A 19550-nucleotide genomic window follows, 5' to 3' on the forward strand; every position below is an offset into this window, starting at 1 on the left:
ACGCGTCCCGCAGGTCCCTGCTCACCGCGGCCGCCATGGCCGCCGTCACGGCCGCCGGAGTGGCCTCGTACGCCGTGGGCGGTGGCCCGGGCGGCGGGAACGGCGAACCGCACGCCGACGACCCGCGTCCCGGCGACCGTCCGCCCGGCCGGGCGCCCGACCGGGCGGCGCTGCGCCGCCTGGTGGCCGGGATGAGCCTGGCCGAGAAGGTCGGGCAGCTCTTCGTGTCCCGCGCGTACGGCCATTCGGCGACCGACCCCGACGCGGCGGACGCCGAGCAGAACCTGAAGCTGTTCGGGGTGCGCACGGCCGCCGAGCTGGTCGCCCGCTACCACCTCGGCGGAATCATCTACTTCTCCTGGGCCCACAACACCCGTGCCCCGCAGCAGATCGCCGAGCTGTCGGCCGCCCTCCAGCGGGCGGCCGCAGGCACCGGCTCCGGCGTCCCGCTGATGCTCTCCATCGACCAGGAGCACGGAGCCGTGGCGCGCATCGGCAAGCCCGCGACGCTGCTGCCCGGGGCGATGGCGCTGGGGGCGCGGCACGGCGCGGGCGGCGCGGCGGGCGGGTCCGGGGACGGCTCCGCCGGCGCCGACTCCGCGGCCACCGCCGAGGCCCGCCGCGCCGCGCGCATCGCGGGCGCCGAGCTGGCCGCGATGGGCATCCGGCAGGACTACGCGCCGGTGGCCGACGTGAACGTCAACCCGGCCAACCCGGTGATCGGCGTACGGTCCTTCGGCTCCGACCCGCAGGCGGTGGCGGCGCTGGTCGCCGCCCAGGTCCGCGGCTACCAGGGCGCCGGGGTCGCCGCCACCGCCAAGCACTTCCCCGGCCACGGGGACACCGAGACCGACAGCCACATCGGGCTGCCGGTGATGCGGCACAGCCGGGCCCAGTGGGAGGAGCTCGACGAGCCGCCGTTCCGGGCGGCGGTGGCGGCGGGCGTGGACGCCGTCATGACGGCGCACATCGTCTTCCCCGCGCTCGATCCTTCGGGGGACCCCGCGACCCTCTCCCGGCCGATCGTGACCGGCATCCTGCGCGAACGCCTGGGCTTTCGGGGGGTGGTGGTCACCGACGCGCTCGACATGGCCGGGGTCCGCCAGAAGTACGGGGACGACCGGGTCCCGGTGCTGGCCCTGAAGGCGGGCTGCGACCAGTTGCTCAACCCGCCGGACCTGGGCCTCGCCCACCGCAGCGTGCTCGCGGCCGTCGAAGCGGGCGAGCTGACGCAGGACCGGATCGAGGAGTCGGTGCTGCGGATCCTCGAACTGAAGGCCCGCCGGGGCCTGTTCGACGCGGCGCACACCGCCGCCGGGCAGATGGACACGGTGGTCGGGATCCCGGCGCACCTGACGGCCGCCGACGAGATCGCGGCGGGTACGACGACCCTGCTGGCCAATCCCGTGAAACTGCTGCCCCTGGATGCGACGGCCGGGCCCCGGGTGCTGGTCACCGGGACCGACCCGGCCTCCCCCAGCGGTACGACAGGGCCCCCCACGGCGGTACTGGCCCGGGAGCTGACCTCCCTGGGCTGCCGTGCGACGGCCGTACCGCCGGCCCGGGCGGTGGCCGCGGCCCCCGGCAACGCGGCGGTGCTGGTGTGCACGTACAACGTCCCGGAGGGGGACGATCCGCAGCGCACGCTGGTCACGGAACTGCTGGCCACGGGGGTGCCGGTGGTCGTGGTGGCGATCCGCAACCCCTACGACCCGGCCCGGCTGCCGACGTGCGCGGCGGAGCTGGCGACGTACACCTGGACGGACGTGGAGATGCGGGCGGCGGCCCGGGTGGTCACCGGGGCGGCACGGCCCTCGGGCCGCCTCCCGGTCCCGGTGCCGGGCCGCTACCCGCTGGGCCACGGGCTGTCGTACGACGACCACCAGGATCTGGCGGACTAGCCGTACTACCTCGCCCGTGGCCCCTCGGGCCCTGCCCGGGAACTACGGCCGCAGCTGCGGCTCGCGCTCCTGGTCCTTCTGGTCGAGCACCGCGTCGGGCTTCGCCAGCGGCGTCGCCCGGCCCGCGTCGGCGAGCGCGGCGGCCGGGGCGACTCCGGCCCACTGCAGGATCTTCTGCGCGGCCAGCGCCTTCTCGCCCTCCTGGAGCTTGGCGACGTTGGCGCCGTGGTTGGCGCCGGGCGCGATCATCACGTAGCTGTCGCGGACGGTGTAGCCGAGGTGGAACGGTTCGGCGCCCCACGGGTCGTTCTGCCCGTACACGAACAGCATCTGGTTGGCGTTGTTCTTCACCCAGTTGTCCACGTCCGCCATGACCCCCGGCTGGAAGGTCATCGGGATCTCGCGGGGCACGAAGTTGCGCGGCGGCTGGTAGCCGTAGCGGCTCAGGCCCTTCAGGTGCGGCTGCTTGATGTCGGGCGAACCGAGCTGCGTACCCGCCTGGTAGTAGTACGGCGTGTACGTCTCGAGGCCCTGGTCGGCGTAGGCCGAGAAGCCGGAGATCGTGTCGATCGAGTCCCAGATCTCCTGGTCGCTCGCGGTGGCCGCGGCCGGGATGGAGGCGCAGTCGGCGAGCAGGCTGTACTGCCAGAAGGCCCACACGTAGTCGAGCACGACGGCCTCGTAGGCCTTGTCGAGGTTGCCGACGGTGGTGAAGGTCCAGCCGTTCGCGGCGGCGGCGGCCGCGTACTTGGCCTCGAGCGGCTCACGGCGCACGAGCGCCTCGCGCTGCACGGCGTTCAGCTTGTCGCGGCACTCCTTGGTGCCGACCTTGGCGAAGAACCGGTCGTACGCCGAGTCCTCCTTGTTGACGACGTCGTTGGGCGCGACGTACGCGACGACACCGTCCATGTCACGCGGGTAGTAGCGCTCGTAGTACGTCGCCGTCATACCGCCCTTGCTGCCGCCCGTGGCGAGCCAGTTCTTCTTGTAGATCTTCTTCAGGGCGGTGAAGATGCGGTGCTGGTCACTGGCGGCCTGCCAGATGTCCAGGTTCGCCCAGTTGGCCGGATCGGGCCGGGAGGGCGTGAAGAATCGATACTCCAACGACACCTGGTTGCCGTCGACGATGGTCGTCGGCTCGCTGCGGCGCGGGCTGGTGTTGACGTTGTAGCCGGAGGTGAAGAACACCGTGGGCCGGGAGACGTCCTTGTGCAGCAGGGTGAGGCGCTGCTTGAAGGTGCCCTTCGACGGGTTCCGGTGGTCCACCGGCTGTTCGTAGTTCAGTACGAAGAAGCGGTACCCGGGGTACTCCTTCTCCTCGATCAGACTCATCCCGGCAATGCCGAGGATCTCGTCCTTGATGTCCGTCGCGGCGGACGGCCCTGCGGCGGTGGCCGCCTGAGCCGTGAAGCCGGCTGCGCCCATGGTGCCGATCAGCACCACGAGCGACAGCAGCCAGCCGAGCGTCTTGCGCATTCACCCTCCCCTGAGTTCACTTCGGTCGCCCGTGAACCTAGCGGGGTCAACGCACGGCTGACCAGACCTAGTTGGGACGCTCGTTCAGCACAGGATCCAGCCGGATTCGACGGATCCGGCCTCGATGCTCCCCTTTACATACACGCAGCGGCTGATCGCGCCGACGGTGACAGGACCGGCATATCGGGTGAATCTCCCCGCATCGCTGACCGGGACCCCGCCGCGCGGCTGGATGCTCACCGCCATCGCGCGCCGTCGGCCCGGGTCGTGGGCCACCGTCACCGCACAGGCCTGCGTACGGCTCTTGTAGATGCGCACCTCGCCCGTCGCCAGGGGCAGCGTCCTGACCAGGCCGCCCCCGCAGCCACCGGTCGCCGCGTGCGCCGGCGGCGCCGCGATCAGCCCGCCGAGACAGAGCACGAGCCCCGCCGCGAACACCCCTGCCGACGCGGCCCCCCGGCCGCTCCCCTTCCGCCCGTGCTCCACTTCGCCCCCCGATCGGTCGTACGTAACACGTACGCACGTACGACGCACGGACCCCCCGGAAGGTTGCATACGGCAAGATCCGGGGGGCCTGGGCGGAGCGGCGGTGCGTACGGCGGCTCAGAGCGGCCGGCTCATGCCGCGGCGGGCTCGTCCTCGCCGACGAAGGTGCGCCACAGGTCGGCGTAGCGGCCGCCGCGGGCGACGAGTTCGGCATGGGTGCCGTCCTCCACGACCCGGCCGCGGTCCATGACCACGACCCGGTCGGCGCGCGCGGCCGTGGTCAGCCGGTGTGCCACCACCAGGGTGGTGCGCTTGCCGGCGAGCCGGTCCGTGGCCTGGTTGACCTGGGCCTCGGTGGCCAGGTCGAGCGCGGCGGTGGCCTCGTCGAGCAGCAGCACGTCCGGGTCGACGAGTTCGGCGCGGGCGAGCGCGATCAGCTGGCGCTGGCCGGCCGAGAGGTTGCGCCCGCGCTCGGCGACGGTGTGCAGGTAGCCGCCGTCGAGGGTGGCGATCATGTCGTGGGCGCCGACCGCGCGGGCGGCCGCCTCCACCTCCGCGTCGCCCGCCTCGGGCCGCCCGTAGGCGATGGCGTCGCGGACCGTCCCCGGGAAGAGGTACGGCTCCTGGGGGACGACCCCGATCCGGTGGCGGTACGCCGTCAGGTCGAGCTCCCGCAGATCGGCGCCGTCCGCGGTGACCCGGCCGGAGGTCGGGTCGTAGAACCGGGCCACGAGCTTGACCAGCGTGGACTTGCCGGCGCCGGTCTCGCCGACGAACGCGACGGTCTGGCCGGCGGGTATCCGCAGGCTGATCCCGGCCAGCGCGTCGCCCTTCTCGCCCCGCTCCTCGGCGGTGCCGTACGCGAACCGCACGTCCTCGAAGGCGATCTCGCCGCGCAGCTCCCTGACCTCGCGGGGCGCGGCCGGGCGCGGGGTGCTGGTGGGCTCGCGCAGCAGCCCCTGGATCCGGCCGAGCGAGACGGTGGCCTGCTGGTAGCCGTCGAAGACCTGGGAGAGCTGCTGCACGGGGGCGAAGAACAGGTCGATGTAGAGGAGGTACGCCACCAGCGCGCCGGTGGTGAGGGTGCCGGCCTCGACCCGCCCCGCGCCGACGATCAGCACGGCGGCCGCGGCCCCGGAGGACAGCAGCTGGACGAAGGGGAAGTAGACGGATATCAGCCACTGGCCGCGCACCCGGGCCTCGCGGTACGAGTCGCTCCGCTCGGCGAACCGGGCGGCGCCGGCCCGCTGGCGGCGGAACGCCTGGACGATGCGCAGCCCGGAGACGGACTCCTGGAGGTCGGCGTTGACCAGGCTGACCCGGTCACGGGCGAGCTCGTACGCGGCGACCGACTTGCGGCGGAACACGATCGTGCCGAGGACCAGCACCGGGAGCGTCGCGAAGACGATCAGGGCGAGCTCGACGTCGAGGACGAGCAGGGCGATCAGGATGCCGAAGAAGGTGAAGACGGAGACGACGGCGGTGACGAGCCCGGTCTGCAGGAAGGTCGAGAGGGCGTCCACGTCGGTGGTCATCCGGGTCATGATCTTGCCGGTGAGCTCGCGCTCGTAGTAGTCGAGGCCGAGGCGCTGGAGCTGGGCGAAGATCTTGACGCGCAGCGCGTACAGGACGCGCTCGCCGGTGCGCCCGGTCATCCGGGTCTCGGCGAACTGGGCGGCCCACTGCGCGACGACGACGGCGAGCGCGAGAGCGGCGGCCACCCAGACGGCTCCGAGCGCAGCCTGCTCGACACCCTTGTCGATGCCGTGCCGGATCAGGATCGGGAGCAGCAGTCCGGAGCCGGCGTCGACGGCGACGAGGCCGAGGCTGACGGCGAGCGGTGCCCAGAAGCCGCGGAGCAGCCGGCGCAGGTTGTAGCTCTTCTCGGCGGACGCGGCCTGGTCCTCGTCCACGGCGGGCTCGTCGTCGGCGGGCGGCAGCGCGGCCACCTGCGCCAGCAGCTCGGGGGTGGCCGGCATGCCGGCCATGGCGCCGGCGATGGAGGGGGCGGCGCCGGGTGTGCCGGGCCCCGCGGCGGTCCCGGCCGGGGCGGCGGACTCCGATTCCTCCTGGCGGCGCCAGAGCTCGGGGGTCACCCCGTCGGCGACCCGGCGCTTGGCGTTGACCGGCTCGGAGTCGATCTCGGCCTCGAGCTCGATGTCCCGTTCGAGGTCCCCCTCGATGTCCCGCTCGAACTCGGCCATCGTGGGCGCGTCGGGGGTGCGCGGCGAGGCGGCGCCGAGTGCGTCGGGGTCGGTGAGCAGCCGCCGGTACAGGGGCGACCTGCGCTCCAGCTCCTGGTGCGTTCCGATGTCGGAGAGCCGCCCGCGGTCGAGTACGGCGATCCGGTCGGCCAGCGCGAGCGTGGAGCGGCGGTGGGCGATGAGGAGGGTGGTGCGGCCGGCCATGACGGCGCGCAGCGCCTCGTGGATCTCGTGCTCGACGCGGGCGTCCACGGCGGAGGTGGCGTCGTCGAGGAGCAGCAGCCGGGGGTCGGTGAGGATGGCGCGGGCGAGCGCGATGCGCTGGCGCTGGCCGCCGGAGAGGGTGAGCCCCTGCTCTCCGACCTTGGTGTCGTACCCGGCGGGCAGGGCCTTGATGAACCCTTCGGCCTGGGCTGCGCGGGCCGCGGCCTCGACCTGCGCCTCGGTGGCGCCGGGGTGGCCGTAGGCGATGTTCGCGCGGATGGTGTCGGAGAAGAGGAAGGAGTCCTCCGGAACCAGCCCGATGGCGGCGCGCAGGGAGTCGTACGTCAGCCCGCGCACGTCGTGTCCGCCGACGCGGACGGTGCCGCGGTCGGCGTCGTAGAAGCGCGGCAGGAGGAGGGAGACGGTGGACTTGCCGGAGCCCGAGGCGCCGACGACGGCGACGGTCTCGCCCTCGGCGATGGAGAGCGAGAACCCGTCCAGGACGGGCCGCTCGGGGTCGTACCCGAAGACGACCTCGTCGAACTCGACGGTGGCGGGGGCGTCGGCGGGCAGCTCGTGCGTGCCCTCTTCGATGACGGGCTCGGTGTCGATGAGCTCGAAGACCCGCTCGACGCCGGCGCGGGCCTGCTGGCCGACGGTGAGGACCATGGCGAGCATGCGGACCGGGCCGACGAGCTGGGCGAGGTAGGTGGAGAAGGCCACGAAGGTGCCGAGGGTGACCTGGCCGTTGGTGGCCATCCAGCCGCCGAGGGCCAGCATGGCGACCTGGGCGAGGGCGGGCACGGCCTGCAGGGCCGGGGTGTAGCGGGAGTTGAGCCGGATGGTCCGCATCCGCCCGGCGAACAGCCGCCGCCCGGCGGCGCGCAGCTTGCCGGTCTCCTGCTCCTCCTGGCCGAAGCCCTTGACGACGCGGACGCCGGTGACGGCCCCGTCGACGACGGTGGCGACGGCGGCGGCCTGGCCCTGGGCCCACCAGGTGGCGGGGAAGAGCTTCTTGCGGCTGCGCTGGGCGATGAACCAGAGCGCGGGGGCCATGAGCAGCGCGACGAGGGTCAGCAGCGGGGACAGCCACAGCATGACGCCGAGGGATATCCCGAACAGCAGGAAGTTCCCGATGGTCATGGGCAGCATGAAGAGCAGCCCCTGGATGAGCTGGAGGTCGCTCGTGGCCCGCCCGACGACCTGGCCGGTGGACAGCTCGTCCTGGCGGCGCCCGTCGAGGCGGGCGATGGTGTCGTACATGTCGGTGCGCAGGTCGTGCTGGACGTCGAGCGCGAGGCGGCCGCCGTAGTACCTGCGGATGTACGTCATCACGTAGACGAGGACCGCGGCGCCTATGAGCAGCCCGGCCCATATGCCCATGGGCTTGGTGTGGTCGCCTATGACGTCGTCGATGATGACCTTGGTGACCAGCGGGACGAGGGCCATGACCGCCATGCCGCCCAGCGAGGACCCGAGCGCCAGCAGCACATTGAGCCGGTACCGCCAGGTGTACGCGGCGAGCCGCCGGGCCCAGCCCTGTTTTCCGCCCTCTGCCATCTGTGCCGCCGCCACGTGACGCCTCCCCGTTGATCCTGTCCTGCCGCCTCCCCCAACGCCGCGACCGGCGGATTTCATCCCCCCGCAACAATCGCACCGGCGTTTGCACCCGGCGAGTGCGCTTCGCCCGACCGGGGACTAGGGGGTGTCGAACTCGTACTGGAGGACGTACGCGGAGGCGTCGAGGACCATCTCCTTGACCTCGACCGCCCGCCCGTCGGCGGTGAAGGCGGTACGGCGGACCAGTACCACCGGGGTCCCGGCCGCCAGGCCGAGCCGGTCGGCCTCCTCCGGGGACGGCATCCGGGAGCGGATCTCCTCGAGGAACCGGGCCGGCTCGTGGCCGAGCTCGGCGAGCCGGGCGTGGATCCCGCCGGGGCCGGAGTCCGGCTCGGCGATGGGCGTACCGGCGACGAGGACGGCGTCGAGGTACGAGGTGGCCAGCATGACGGGCTTCCCGTCGAGCAGGAACCTCCTGCGCCGGACGCAGGCCGTCACCCCCTCGGCGAGCCCCAGCGCGGCCGAGACGGCCGGCGGTGCGGGCTCGTCCCCGACGGAGAGGAACTCGGCGACGGGTTCTCGGCCCTCGGCGTCGCCCTCCCGGACGAAGAGCCCCGCGCCCGGCACACCGGCGGCCGGCCGCCGGCTCCCGCGGCGCCGCACGATGGCCGCGGAGCCCTCGTGCGCCTCGGCCGGCCCCTCGGCGCGCAGCCGTCCGGCACCCTCACCCGGCATACGGATCCTCCCTGATCACCTCTGGATGGATCTGGACATCTCCGGACATCCTAGGCAGGTGATCGCAGGGGCGCCCTGATTCGGGGTTCCGATTCGGGGTCCGATTCGGGGTTCGGGTTCGGGGTTCAGAGGTGCGTCGGGGCGAACATCTTGAGGGTGGCCGGGAGGACCAGGAGCGTCGGGCCCGGAGTGCCGAGGGACGCGGCCAGGTCCTCGCGGAGGGTTTCGGGAGAAGTGACGGACGCCGGGACGCCGAAGGACCGGGCCAGGGCGACGAAGTCTGGGCGGGTGAGTTCCGTGCCCGTCGTGCGGCCCTCGAAGGAGTCCGTCATGTACTCGCGCAGGATGCCGTAGCCGCCGTCGTCGACGATCAGCCAGGTCACGTCCAGGTCGTGCTGCTTCGCCGTCGCCAGGTCCGCGATCGAGTACATCGCGCCGCCGTCGCCCGAGACGGCCAGGACCGGGGTGCCCGGTTCCGCGATGCAGGCGCCGAGGGCCGCCGGGAAGGCGTAGCCGAGGCCGCCCGCGCCCTGGGCCGAGTGCATCGTGTTGGGGTGCTTCGCGTCGAACGCAGACCAGGCCCAGTAGGACAGGATCGTCATGTCCCAGAAGGAGGGCGAGCGGGCGGGGAGCGCCGCGCGGATCGACGTGAGGAGTTGGCGCTCCAGCGTCACGTCCTGGCCGGCGAGCCGCGTTTCGATCTCCGCCAGGACCATCCGGACGCGCTCCGGCGCCTGCGCGTCCTCGCGCTCCGGGACCGTCTCCAGGAGGGCCTGGAGGGCCAGGCGCGCGTCCGCGTGGATGCCGAGGGCCGGGTGGTTGGACTCCAGCTTGCCGAGGTCCGCCTCGATCTGGACGACCCGGCCCGTCGGGAAGAACGTGTGGTAGTTCGAACTCAGTTCGCCGAGGCCGGAGCCGACGACCAGGAGGACGTCCGCGTCCTCGAGGAAGTCCGTCATGTGGCGGTCCTCCAGCCAGGACTGGAGGGACAGCGGGTGCGTCCACGGGAAGGCGCCCTTGCCGCCGAAGGTGGTGACCACCGGGGCGCCCAGCCGCTCCGCCAGTTGCCGCAGCTTGCCCGCCGCGTCCGAGCGGATCACACCGCCGCCCGCGATGATCACCGGGCGGGAGGCGCGGCCCAGCCAGTGCGCCGCCAGAGCGGTGAGCTCGGGGCGCGGCGCGAGCTCGTGCGGGGTCGCGTCCACGCCGGTCACCTGGGGGATCACCGTTTCCGCGCGGAGGACGTCCTCCGGGATCTCCACCCAGACCGGGCCGTGCGGAGCGGTCAGGGCCGATTCCCAGGCCTCCGCGATCACGGAGGGGATCTGGGACGGGGTGCGGGCCGTGTGGACCGACTTCACCACGTCCCGGAACGAGGCCGACTGGTCACGCAGCTCGTGCAGGTGCCCGCGCCGGCCGCCGCCCAGGCCCGCCACCGGGACCTGCGAGGCGATGGCGAGGACCGGCGCCGACGCGGCGGCCGCCTCAGCCAGGGCCGGCAGGGCCATCAGCGCGCCCGGCCCCGTGGAGAGCAGGAGGGGGACCGCCTCGCCGGTGAGCCGGCCGTACGCGTCCGCCGCGAAGGCGGCGTTGTTCTCCGTCCGCAGTCCGAACAGCCGCAGGTCCGAGCGCCCCACCGCGTCGAAGATGCCGAGCGCGTGCTGCCCCGGCAGCCCGAACACGGTGGTGGCGCCGAGCGAGCGCAGCGTCTCCACGACCAGGTCCCCGCCCGTCCGCCCCGGCGGCGGTGAGAGGGCCGCCGCCGTCTGGGCCTCGGTGGGACGGAGTACCAGGTCGTGGTCGTGCGTCACGTGCGCTTACTCGCCCTTCATCGGTTCCTGCTTCGCCGCTCGCTCCGCCTGCGGAGCGGCGCGGTGCCTACCGCCCCTGCCGGGCGGCGGCGATCTGACGGCTCATGATCGTCGTCAGCTCGTACGCGGTGTGCGAGGCCGCGACCGAGGTGATCTCGGCGTGATCGTACGCCGGGGCGACCTCGACGACGTCCGCCGAGACCAGGTTGCAGGAGGACAGGCCCCGGATGATCTCGAGCAGCTCGCGGGAGGTCATGCCGCCCGCCTCCGGGGTGCCGGTGCCGGGCGCGTGCGCCGGGTCCAGCACGTCGATGTCGATCGAGATGTACAGCGGGCGGTCGCCGATGCGCTGGCGCAGCTGGTCCGCGACCTCGTCGGCGCCGCGGCGGTAGACGTCGGCCGAGGTCACGATGCCGAAGCCCATCTTGGCGTCGTCGTCGAGGTCCTGCTTGCCGTAGAGCGGGCCGCGCGTGCCGACGTGGGAGAGCGCCTCGGTGTCGAGGATGCCCTCCTCCACGGCACGGCGGAACGGCGTGCCGTGCGTGTACTCGGCGCCGAAGTACGTGTCCCAGGTGTCCAGGTGCGCGTCGAAGTGCAGCAGCGCCACCGGGCCGTGCTTCTTGGCGACGGAGCGGAGCAGCGGGAGGGCGATGGTGTGGTCGCCGCCCAGGGTCATCAGGCGGGAGCCGGCGCCGAGGAGCTCGTCGGCGGCCGCCTCGACCGTCTCGACGGCCTCGTTGATGTTGAAGGGGTTCACCGCGATGTCACCGGCGTCCGCCACCTGGGCGAGCGCGAACGGGGAGGCGTCCTGCGCCGGGTTGTACGGACGCAGCAGGCGGGAGGCCTCGCGGATGGCGTTGCCGCCGAAGCGGGCACCGGGACGGTACGAGACACCCGAGTCGAACGGCACGCCGACGACGGCGACGTCCGCCGAGCCGACCTCGTCCAGGCGCGGCAGCCGGGCGAAGGTCGCGGGGCCCGCGTAGCGCGGGATGCGGGAGGAGTCGACCGGTCCGCGCGGCGTCTGCTCGGTGCTCATGGGGGTGCCCTTCTGGAGGTCCTACGGTGCGGTCCTTCGAGCGTAAGCGGGTGCCCGCGGGGCGCGAAGTGTAGATTTCATCCACACGGTGCCGATTTTTTGTACGGAGTATCCATGGACGTCCCCCGGCCGGGCCCGGCTGCTGCGCCCGATCACCCCGTGGCGCCCGTGGCACTGGGGGCGCTGCTCGCGGACCGGGAGCTCGGGCTGCGGCATGTCGCGGGGCCGGCCGAGGCAGGGGTGCACGGCGTGCACGCCTCCGAGATGGCCGATCCTTCCCCCTATCTGCTGGGCGGGGAGCTGCTGCTGACCGCCGGAGCCGGGAACACCGGCCACGACGCGTACGTGGCCCGGCTGGTCGCGGCCGGGACCGCCGCCCTCGGGTTCGGTGTGGCCCCCGTCCACGAGGAGGTGCCGCCCGCGCTGGCCGAGGCCTGCGAGCGGCACGGGCTGCCGCTGCTGGAGGTACCGCCGCAGACCCGGTTCACGGCCGTCGCCCGCGCCGTCTGGCGGCTCATGGCCGAGGCGCGGACCCGCGAGCTGCGCCGGGTCACCGAAGCCCAGCAGGCCCTGGCCGCCGCGGCCGCCCGCCCCGATCCGGTCCCGGCGGTGCTGGCCCGGCTCGCGGCGAGCCTCGGCGGGCACGTACGGCTGTGGCCCGGCGGCCGGGCCGCGGGCAGCCCGCCGCCGCCGGAGGCCCGGTCCGTACCCGCGGCCCTCGACGCGCTGCTGGCCCGCGTCGGCCGCGCCGAGGGTCCCGCGACCGCCACCGACCAGGCCGACGGCTGGCACCTGGCCGCGTACGCCCTCGGCCGCCACGGCGCGCTCGGCACGGCCACCCCGGCCCGGACCCCGGGCGACCACACCGTCGCCTCGGTCGCCGCCGTCCTGCTGGCCCTGCTCACCGCCGACCGGCCGGCCGGGGCCGAGGCCGCCGCGCTGGCCCGGCTGCTGCTGGGCGGCTCCCCCGCCGAGGCGCTGGCCGGGCCCGGGCCCTGGTACGCCGTCCACGCCCGCGGCGGCGCCGATCCGCAGGCCCTCGCCGCCGCGCTGGGCACCGTACTGCTGGACCCGGCCGATCCGGCGGTACGGCTCCTCACCGACCGGGAGCCCTCCGCGCAGCCCGGGTGGCGGCTCGGGGTGAGCGCCCCCGCCGGACCCGATGCCCTGGCCACGGCGGACACGCAGGCCCGCCGGGCGCTGGAGCGGGCGGAGGCGGCCCGCACTGCGCTCGTCCGGCACACCGGCGCGGGGCTCGGCGCCCTGGTGGACCCCGCCGAGGCCCGCGCCCACGCCGAGGCCCTGCTCGCCCCGCTGCCCACGGCGCACCGGGAGACCCTGCGCGCCTGGCTGGCGCACCACGGCAGCTGGGACCGGACGGCCGCGGCCCTCGGCGTCCACCGCAACACCGTCCGCCAGCGCATCGCGCGGGTCGCCGCCCTGCTCGGCAGCGATCTCGACGACCCGGACACCCGGATGGAGCTGTGGTTCGCGCTGACCCGGGACACGGAGGCCTGAGCGCCGCGGCCCCGGGGCGGCTGCGCCGTACGGATGGACTCGGGCCGTACGGCGGCCGGTGCGGTGCCCGGCGGTGCACGGCGGCCTACGTTCGCACTGTCTCCCCGGCCCCTCCCCGAAAGGCACCCTCGTGCGATCGATCCGCCTCGCCCTGACCGCTCTCGCCGCCGGCGGCATGCTCCTGGCCGGCGCGTCCGCCGCCTGCGCCGACGACAACTTCGTCGTGTACGCGCCGATCGACAACACGTACTCGATCGTCTTCGGCGACCTGTCCCAGGTGGCCGCCGACGACGTGTTCAACGCGGGCCGCGACAACACGGTCGGCTCCCACAACGGCGCGGCGCCGACCGGTGACATCGGCATGGCGGCGCTGCCCGGGACCCAGGTCCTGAGCAACGAGGCCCTGATGCAGGGTGCCGCCGGCCAGTGGACCGGCACGGTCCTCGGCAAGTAGGCCCGGGCGCCGGGTGTCCGGCGGCCCGCACCGCCGGGCCGCCGGACATCACACCCGGTCCCCCTCCCCGACTCTGGACAGCCCGCCCAACCCACGGGTAACTTAATAGTCTGAGCAAGCGCTTAGACACGGCGCGACAGCGCGACGGGCGACAGGATCGAGGAGGCGGCTGTGCGCCGTACCGTTTTCAACGAGGACCACGAGGCGTTCCGCGAGACCATCCGCGCCTTCATAGAGGCCGAGGTCGTCCCCGTCTACGACGAGTGGTTCGCGGCCGGCCAGGCCCCGCGCGACTTCTACTACAAGCTCGGCGAGCTGGGCGTCTTCGGCATCAACGTCCCCGAGGAGTTCGGCGGCGCCGGCCTGGACACCCACAAGTTCGAGGCCGTCCTGTACGAGGAGACCTCCCGCGCGGGCGTCAACTTCGGCGGTTCCGGCGTGCACGTGCTGCTCGCCCTCCCCTACATCAAGATGCTGGCCGACACCGAGCAGAAGAAGCGCTTCCTGCCGAAGTTCGTCTCCGGTGAGGAGATGTGGGCCCTCGCGATGACCGAACCGGGCACCGGCTCCGACGTCGCGGGCATGAAGACCACCGCCAAGCTCTCCGAGGACGGCACGCACTACGTCCTCAACGGCTCCAAGACCTTCATCACCGGTGGCGTGCACGCCGACCGCGTGATCGTCTGCGCCCGCACCTCCGCCCCGAGCGAGGACGACCGCCGCTTCGGCATCTCCCTGTTCGCCGTGGACACCAAGTCCGAGGGCTACTCCATCGGCCGCAAGCTCGACAAGCTGGGCCTGAAGACCTCCGACACCGCCGAGCTGGCCTTCGTCGACGTCAAGGTCCCGATCGAGGACCTGCTCGGCGAGGAGGGCAAGGGCTTCTACTACCTCGGCCACAACCTGGCCTCCGAGCGCTGGGGCATCGCGTTCGGCGCGTACGCCCAGGCCGCCGCGGCCGTCCGGTTCGCCCAGCAGTACGTCACCGACCGCACCGTCTTCGGCAAGCCGGTCGCGCACTTCCAGAACACCAAGTTCGAGCTGGCCGCCTGCCAGGCCGAGGTGGACGCCGCCCAGGCCGTCGCGGACCGCGCCCTGGAGGCCCTGGACGCCGGCGAGCTGACCCCCGCGGAGGCCGCCTCCGCGAAGCTGTTCTGCACCGAGGTCGCGCACCGTGTGATCGACCGCTGCCTCCAGCTGCACGGCGGCTACGGCTACATGAACGAGTACCCGATCGCCCGCCTGTACGCCGACAACCGCGTCAACCGCATCTACGGCGGCACCAGCGAGATCATGAAGTCCATCATCGCCAAGTCGATGGGCCTGTAAGGGCCCTTCGGGACAAGGGACTTACCCTTCCCCTCATGAACGAGGCACTGACGACCCTCCTTGATCTGCTCGACCTCGAGCAGATCGAGGAGAACATCTTCCGCGGTACCAGCCGTTCGGCGCTGGTACCGCGCGTCTTCGGCGGCCAGGTCGCGGCCCAGGCCCTGGTCGCGGCCGGCCGGACCGTGCCCGAGGACCGCACCGCGCACTCGCTGCACTCGTACTTCCTGCGCGCCGGGGATCCGGGCGCGCCGATCGTCTACGCGGTCGACCGGATCCGCGACGGACGCTCCTTCACCACCCGCCGGGTCGTCGCCGTCCAGCACGGCCAGCCGATCTTCCACCTCTCCGCGTCCTTCCAGACGTACGAGGACGGCCTCGACCACCAGGCCGCGATGCCGGACGCGCCCGATCCGGAGACCCTGCCGACGGCCGAGGAGTCCCTGCCCGCGTACCGGGAGATCTTCCGCGACCCGGGCACGGTGGAGCGGCTGATCGAGGCGCGCGGCGCGGTGGACCTGCGGTACGCGACCGTCCCGCCCTGGGGCAGCGTCGGCGAGCCGGTCGAGCCGCGCTCGCAGGTGTGGTTCCGTACGGCCGGCAAGCTGGAGAGCGACGACGCGCTCCTGCACACCTGCCTGGCCACGTACGTCTCGGACATGACCCTGCTCGACTCGGTGCTGCTCGCGCACGGCCGGGGCGGCTGGGCGGTCGGCGACGTGGTGGGCGCCTCGCTGGACCACGCGATGTGGTTCCACCGGCCGTTCCGTGCCGACGAGTGGCTGCTGTACGACCAGGAGTCCCCGTCGGCGGCTGCCGGGCGGGGCCTCGGCCAGGCCCGCATCTGGACGCAGGACGGGCGGCTCGCCGTGACCGTCATCCAGGAGGGCGTGGTGCGCGTCCCGCGCGCCTGATGCCGCAACACCCTGCGGGCCGGGCACCGCGTGGGCTCGGCCACAGTGCGGAACTGACCGGGCGGGCCGGGCGTCGGCTGGAAGCATGATCGCTTTGCTCTTCACCCTCGCCCTGGTCTCCCCGTTCGTGGGCGTCCTGGTCCTCGGCCGGCTCGCCGTCCACCTGGTGGTCACGGTCCGGCGGCGCTCCGCCGCGGACCTGCTCGGCGCGGGCACCTTCCTGCTGGCCGCCCTCCTCGCCCTGTGCGCCGCCGGGTCGGTCTACATCTGGGGCGTGTCGTACGGCGTGTACGTCCTCGATCCCGACGAGGTGTGCGGATACGCCCAGTGGGGCGAGCACGAGAAGACGGTCGTCTGGGAGTCGTCGTTCCCGCTCTCCGTCCACTGTGCGGACCACCCCGGGGATCCGGGCGGGCGGCAGCTGATCCCCGGCTGGGTGAACCCGGCCTTCGTGGCCGCCGCCGCGACCGCCGCGCTCTGCACGTGCGCGGCACCGTTCGCGGCCGTGCTGCGGCGCAAGGCGCCCGGGGGCCGGACGGCGACCCCGTCGGGTGTCGCCGACCCGTCGGGTGTCGCTGACCCGTCGGCCTGAGCACCGGCCCTACCGTCACCTCATGCCCGAGGAATCCGAAAGCGTCGGTACGGTCGTCGTCGCCGTGGTCACCAATCTGGGGATCGCGGCGGCCAAGGCGTTCGGCGGCATCGTCAGCGGGTCGAGCGCGATGCTGTCGGAGGCCGCGCACTCGGTGGCCGACACGGTGACGGAGGTCCTGCTGCTGGCCGCGCTGAAACGGAGCGCGCGGCCCGCGGACGAGGCCCACCCGCTGGGCTACGGGCCGGAGCGGTACATCTGGGCGCTGCTCGCGTCGATCGCGACGTTCGCCGGCGGCGCGGTGTTCTCCGTGTACGACGGGATCCACACGCTGGTGCAGGGCGAGGAGCCGGGCGACCCCGCGCTCTCGTACGCGGTCCTCGCCGTGGCCTTCGTACTGGAGGGCTACTCGCTGCTGGTGGCCTGGCGGCAGATGCGGGGCGAGGCGGCCCGGATGCGGGCCCCGCTGGGCGAGTACGTGAAGCACACCCCGGACACGGCGGTGAAGGCGGTGCTGCTGGAGAACGTGGCCGCGCTGATCGGGCTCGTCCTGGCGGCGGGCGGCCTGCTGGGGGCGCAGCTCACCGGGTCGGGAGTGTCCGACGGGATCGCGTCGCTGCTGATCGGGCTGCTGCTGGTGGCGGTGGCGTGGGAGCTGGGCCGCTCGAACGCCCAGTACCTAATCGGGCGGCCGCTGCCTGCGGCGATGCGGGCCGAGGTGCGGGAGGAACTGCTGACCGTGCCGCACATCGAGGGCGTGCTGGAGCTGACGACGCTGGTGCAGGGGCCGTCCGAGGTGCTGATCGCGGCGAAGATCGACTTCCACGACCTGGCGTCGGCCCGGCAGGTGGAGGCGGCGTGCGAGGACGCGGAGGAGCAGCTGCGGGAGCGGTGGCCGGCCGTCCGCCGGGTGTACCTGGACCCGACGCCCGGCCCCGACGCCGAGGTCCGGCCCCAAGTCCGGCCCGAGGCCAGGTCCTAGGCCTGGGCCTGCTGTCCGTTCTCCGGGCGGGCCTTGAGTTTGGCCCAGATCGCCGCGAGCGCGGCTATGTCCGCGTCGTCGAGGCGGTCGTCGAAGGCCTCGGCGAGGGCCTCGCGGCGGGTGGCGTCGGCCTCTGCGAAGGCGCGGCGGCCCGCGTCGGTGAGGGCGATCCGCACGGACCGGGCGTCCGTCGGGGAGGGGACCCGTTCGATCAGACCGCGGGCCCGGAGCGAATCGGCGACGCGGGACACCTGGCTCCGGCTGAGCAGCGTCCTGGCGCCCAGCTCGGAGGGGGCGACGGGCTCGTTCTGGGCGTACAGCCACAGCATCACCTCGAACCACGACAGCGGCAGGTCGTGGCGGCGGGTGAGGGCCTGGTCCACCCGGGCGGTGAGGGTGGTACCCGCCCAGACCAGGCCGTAGAAGGCGTAGTCGCGGGAGGTGAGTCCCCCCATGCTGAGCTCGTTGTTCGCCATGGCAGCAGAATACCCGGGTTGCGTGCACACGCACACAAAGTTAATGTGTGTGTGCACGCACAAATCTAGGGAGACTCTTTCATGAGCACAGCCACGAGCACCAAGACCGTCCTCATCACCGGCACCTCCTCCGGCATCGGCCTGGCCGCCGCGGTCGCCGCCGCCCGGGCGGGCTGGCACACCGTCGCCACGATGCGGGACACCTCGCGCGCCGACGCCCTGACCAAGGCCGCCGCCGAGGCCGGCGTCTCCGGCCTGGTCCAGGTCAAGCGGCTCGACGTGACCGACGCGGACTCCGTGGCCTCCTGCGTGGCCGAGGTCGTCGCCGAGCACGGGCACCTCGACGCGGTCGTGAACAACGCGGGCGCAGGCTTCGTCGGCACCATCGAGCAGCACAGCATGGAGCAGCTGCGGTCCGTCATGGAGGTCAACTTCTTCGGCGTCGCCGAACTCACCCGGGCCGCGCTGCCCCACCTGCGCGCCTCGGGGGGCCGGGTCATCACCGTGACGAGCGTCGGCGGCGTGATCGGCCAGCCGTTCAACGAGTCCTACTGCGCGGCCAAGTTCGCCGTCGAGGGCTTCATGGAGGCCCTCGCCCCGGTCGCCGCCTCCGCGGGCGTCCAGGTGGCCGTCGTCGAACCGGGCGCCGTCTCCAGCGAGTTCGTGAACAACGTCGGACTCGACATCCCGGCGCTGCTCACCCAGGCGGGTCCCTACGCCCCGGCGCTCGAGGGCTACATCAACCACGCCATGCAGTCCTTCGGCAGCGACACCGCGCAGACCCCGGAGCAGGCGGCGGCGCCGGTCGTCGACGCGCTGACCGCCGAGAAGATGCCGTTCCGGATCCAGACCTCCGACTGGGCCCGCGACTTCGTGGCCATGAAGCTCGCCGACCTCGACGGCTCGGCCGTGCAGACCGAGATGACCGACTGGCTGGGCTAGGGAGACGACACGACCCGGTACGGGCCGCAAACACCGGCGGGGCTCTGGCCGAGGCCCCGCCGGGCCCCGGCTACAGCAGGCCGGCGGCGGAGAGCAGGTACGCCACCATCGGGTCGTAGAAGCGCGGGTCGCGGACGTGGTCGTCGAGCGGGACCGCCACCTGGAGCGTGCCCTCCGCCTCGCCGATGAACAGCGCGGGGTCGTTGCAGTCCGCGTAGCCCACCGCGTCCAGCCCGCGCTGCGCCGCGCACCCCGCCCAGCCGTGGTCGGCGACGACCAGGTCCGGCTGGGGGCGGTTCGCCGCCGCCAGGCCGTCCAGGATCGCGGCCATCGGCTCCGGGGAGTGCGTGTGCCACAGCGTGGCCCCGCGCTCCAGCACGGCGACGTCCGCGAACTGCCACACCGAGCCCTCGTCCGCGACCAGGCCGGGCGGGATGACCACGATCTCGCAGCCCGCGGCGCGCAGCGCGGCCGCCGTCGCCCGGTGGACGTCCAGCAGGCCGCCCGGGTGCCCCGTGGCCAGCAGCACGCTCTGCCGGTCCAGGGCCGCCTTGCGCAGCCGCGCCGCCATCCGGTCCAGGCCGGAGACGGTCAGCTCCGGGTCGATGGTGTCCTGGCCGAAGCGGTACGCGGCGTCGTCGACGACCCCGACCCGCTCCGCCATGACGGCGAGCACGTCCTGCTCGTCCGCCCAGCGGTCGCCGAGCTCCAGGCCCAGCCAGTAGTGCCGGTCGCCGTTGGCGAGCTTGCGGTAGTGCGACAGGTTGTTCTCGCGGGGCGTGGCGACCTGGCCCGCGATCCGGGTGCGGACCAGGTGGTCGACGAGTTCGGCGCGGCTCGGCGGTTCAACTGACGGTGCGGGCGTCTCTATCGGCTTCGGCATGCGGCCCATTCTGCCGCCGCCGCGCCCGAGGCGTCGGTGCCATT

General features: G+C 73.3%; 16 protein-coding genes. 8 read left to right on the forward strand and 8 right to left on the reverse strand.

Annotated elements, in window-relative coordinates:
- Positions 1–35 precede the first annotated feature (35 nt).
- Positions 36–1901 (forward strand): glycoside hydrolase family 3 protein, encoded by a 1866-nt coding sequence (locus ACFYXK_RS04345; RefSeq protein WP_389409850.1) that lies wholly within the window; start codon positions 36–38, stop codon positions 1899–1901.
- A 42-nt stretch (positions 1902–1943) separates the two neighbouring features.
- Here ACFYXK_RS04345 and ACFYXK_RS04350 read toward each other — a convergent pair whose 3' ends face one another.
- The 6 genes from ACFYXK_RS04350 to speB all read right to left on the reverse strand — a co-directional run bounded on the left by ACFYXK_RS04350 (position 1944) and on the right by speB (position 11416).
- Complete coding sequence (locus ACFYXK_RS04350; protein ID WP_389409740.1) at positions 1944–3377, reverse strand: S28 family serine protease; 1434 nt, start codon at positions 3375–3377, stop codon at positions 1944–1946.
- 84 nt (positions 3378–3461) lie between these two features.
- Positions 3462–3863 carry a hypothetical protein gene (locus ACFYXK_RS04355; RefSeq protein ID WP_389409741.1) on the reverse strand — a complete coding sequence of 134 codons (402 nt, stop codon included), beginning with the start codon at positions 3861–3863 and terminating at the stop codon, positions 3462–3464.
- A gap of 131 nt (positions 3864–3994) precedes the next feature.
- Positions 3995–7831 carry an ABC transporter ATP-binding protein gene (locus ACFYXK_RS04360; protein ID WP_389409851.1) on the reverse strand — a complete coding sequence of 1279 codons (3837 nt, stop codon included), beginning with the start codon at positions 7829–7831 and terminating at the stop codon, positions 3995–3997.
- A 138-nt stretch (positions 7832–7969) separates the two neighbouring features.
- Positions 7970–8566 carry a GntR family transcriptional regulator gene (locus ACFYXK_RS04365; protein ID WP_389409742.1) on the reverse strand — a complete coding sequence of 199 codons (597 nt, stop codon included), beginning with the start codon at positions 8564–8566 and terminating at the stop codon, positions 7970–7972.
- A gap of 125 nt (positions 8567–8691) precedes the next feature.
- Positions 8692–10377, reverse strand: coding sequence for a thiamine pyrophosphate-binding protein (locus ACFYXK_RS04370; protein WP_389409743.1), 1686 nt, complete (start codon positions 10375–10377; stop codon positions 8692–8694).
- Between the two features lie 67 nt (positions 10378–10444).
- Entirely contained in the window at positions 10445–11416 is a 972-nt protein-coding gene (speB, locus tag ACFYXK_RS04375) for an agmatinase (RefSeq protein ID WP_389409744.1), read from the reverse strand.
- A gap of 114 nt (positions 11417–11530) precedes the next feature.
- Here speB and ACFYXK_RS04380 point away from each other — a divergent pair, with 114 nt between their 5' ends.
- From ACFYXK_RS04380 to ACFYXK_RS04405, 6 genes are all read left to right on the forward strand, one after another.
- Positions 11531–12934, forward strand: coding sequence for a PucR family transcriptional regulator (locus ACFYXK_RS04380; RefSeq protein ID WP_389409745.1), 1404 nt, complete (start codon positions 11531–11533; stop codon positions 12932–12934).
- Positions 12935–13064: 130 nt separating this feature from the next.
- Positions 13065–13388, forward strand: a complete 324-nt coding sequence (locus tag ACFYXK_RS04385; protein ID WP_389409746.1) for a hypothetical protein — start codon at positions 13065–13067, stop codon at positions 13386–13388.
- A 171-nt stretch (positions 13389–13559) separates the two neighbouring features.
- Positions 13560–14717, forward strand: a complete 1158-nt coding sequence (locus ACFYXK_RS04390) for an acyl-CoA dehydrogenase family protein (protein WP_389409747.1) — start codon at positions 13560–13562, stop codon at positions 14715–14717.
- Between the two features lie 35 nt (positions 14718–14752).
- A complete protein-coding gene (gene tesB, locus ACFYXK_RS04395; RefSeq protein ID WP_383513316.1) occupies positions 14753–15631 on the forward strand; it encodes an acyl-CoA thioesterase II in 879 nt (292 codons plus the stop codon).
- A gap of 85 nt (positions 15632–15716) precedes the next feature.
- A complete protein-coding gene (locus ACFYXK_RS04400) occupies positions 15717–16223 on the forward strand; it encodes a hypothetical protein (RefSeq protein WP_389409748.1) in 507 nt (168 codons plus the stop codon).
- Positions 16224–16245: 22 nt separating this feature from the next.
- Complete coding sequence (locus tag ACFYXK_RS04405; protein WP_389409749.1) at positions 16246–17205, forward strand: cation diffusion facilitator family transporter; 960 nt, start codon at positions 16246–16248, stop codon at positions 17203–17205.
- Here the strand turns inward: ACFYXK_RS04405 and ACFYXK_RS04410 are convergent.
- Complete coding sequence (locus ACFYXK_RS04410; protein WP_389409750.1) at positions 17202–17681, reverse strand: MarR family winged helix-turn-helix transcriptional regulator; 480 nt, start codon at positions 17679–17681, stop codon at positions 17202–17204. The genes ACFYXK_RS04405 and ACFYXK_RS04410 overlap by 4 nt on opposite strands.
- Before the next feature lie 81 nt (positions 17682–17762).
- Between ACFYXK_RS04410 and ACFYXK_RS04415 the strand changes: the two genes are divergently transcribed.
- On the forward strand, positions 17763–18623 hold the full coding sequence (locus ACFYXK_RS04415; RefSeq protein WP_389409751.1) for an SDR family oxidoreductase: 861 nt from the start codon (positions 17763–17765) through the stop codon (positions 18621–18623).
- A gap of 70 nt (positions 18624–18693) precedes the next feature.
- On the opposite strand, the gene ACFYXK_RS04420 is transcribed toward ACFYXK_RS04415, so the two are convergent.
- Complete coding sequence (locus ACFYXK_RS04420) at positions 18694–19515, reverse strand: phosphatase (protein WP_389409752.1); 822 nt, start codon at positions 19513–19515, stop codon at positions 18694–18696.
- Positions 19516–19550: the final 35 nt, after the last annotated feature.

This window comes from Streptomyces sp. NPDC002209 (assembly GCF_042890265.1).
GTDB lineage: Bacteria > Actinomycetota > Actinomycetes > Streptomycetales > Streptomycetaceae > Streptomyces.

Excerpts from the sequence above, each read along its gene's own strand:
- ACFYXK_RS04345 (WP_389409850.1), top strand. The coding sequence starts at position 36 with ATGGCCGCCGTCACGGCCGCCGGAGTGGCCTCGTACGCCGTGGGCGGT.
- ACFYXK_RS04350 (WP_389409740.1), bottom strand. The coding sequence starts at position 3,377 with ATGCGCAAGACGCTCGGCTGGCTGCTGTCGCTCGTGGTGCTGATCGGC.
- ACFYXK_RS04360 (WP_389409851.1), bottom strand. The coding sequence starts at position 7,831 with ATGGCAGAGGGCGGAAAACAGGGCTGGGCCCGGCGGCTCGCCGCGTAC.
- ACFYXK_RS04365 (WP_389409742.1), bottom strand. The coding sequence starts at position 8,566 with ATGCCGGGTGAGGGTGCCGGACGGCTGCGCGCCGAGGGGCCGGCCGAG.
- speB (WP_389409744.1), bottom strand. The coding sequence starts at position 11,416 with ATGAGCACCGAGCAGACGCCGCGCGGACCGGTCGACTCCTCCCGCATC.
- ACFYXK_RS04380 (WP_389409745.1), top strand. The coding sequence starts at position 11,531 with ATGGACGTCCCCCGGCCGGGCCCGGCTGCTGCGCCCGATCACCCCGTG.
- tesB (WP_383513316.1), top strand. The coding sequence starts at position 14,753 with ATGAACGAGGCACTGACGACCCTCCTTGATCTGCTCGACCTCGAGCAG.
- ACFYXK_RS04400 (WP_389409748.1), top strand. The coding sequence starts at position 15,717 with ATGATCGCTTTGCTCTTCACCCTCGCCCTGGTCTCCCCGTTCGTGGGC.
- ACFYXK_RS04405 (WP_389409749.1), top strand. The coding sequence starts at position 16,246 with ATGCCCGAGGAATCCGAAAGCGTCGGTACGGTCGTCGTCGCCGTGGTC.
- ACFYXK_RS04410 (WP_389409750.1), bottom strand. The coding sequence starts at position 17,681 with ATGGCGAACAACGAGCTCAGCATGGGGGGACTCACCTCCCGCGACTAC.
- ACFYXK_RS04415 (WP_389409751.1), top strand. The coding sequence starts at position 17,763 with ATGAGCACAGCCACGAGCACCAAGACCGTCCTCATCACCGGCACCTCC.
- ACFYXK_RS04420 (WP_389409752.1), bottom strand. The coding sequence starts at position 19,515 with ATGGGCCGCATGCCGAAGCCGATAGAGACGCCCGCACCGTCAGTTGAA.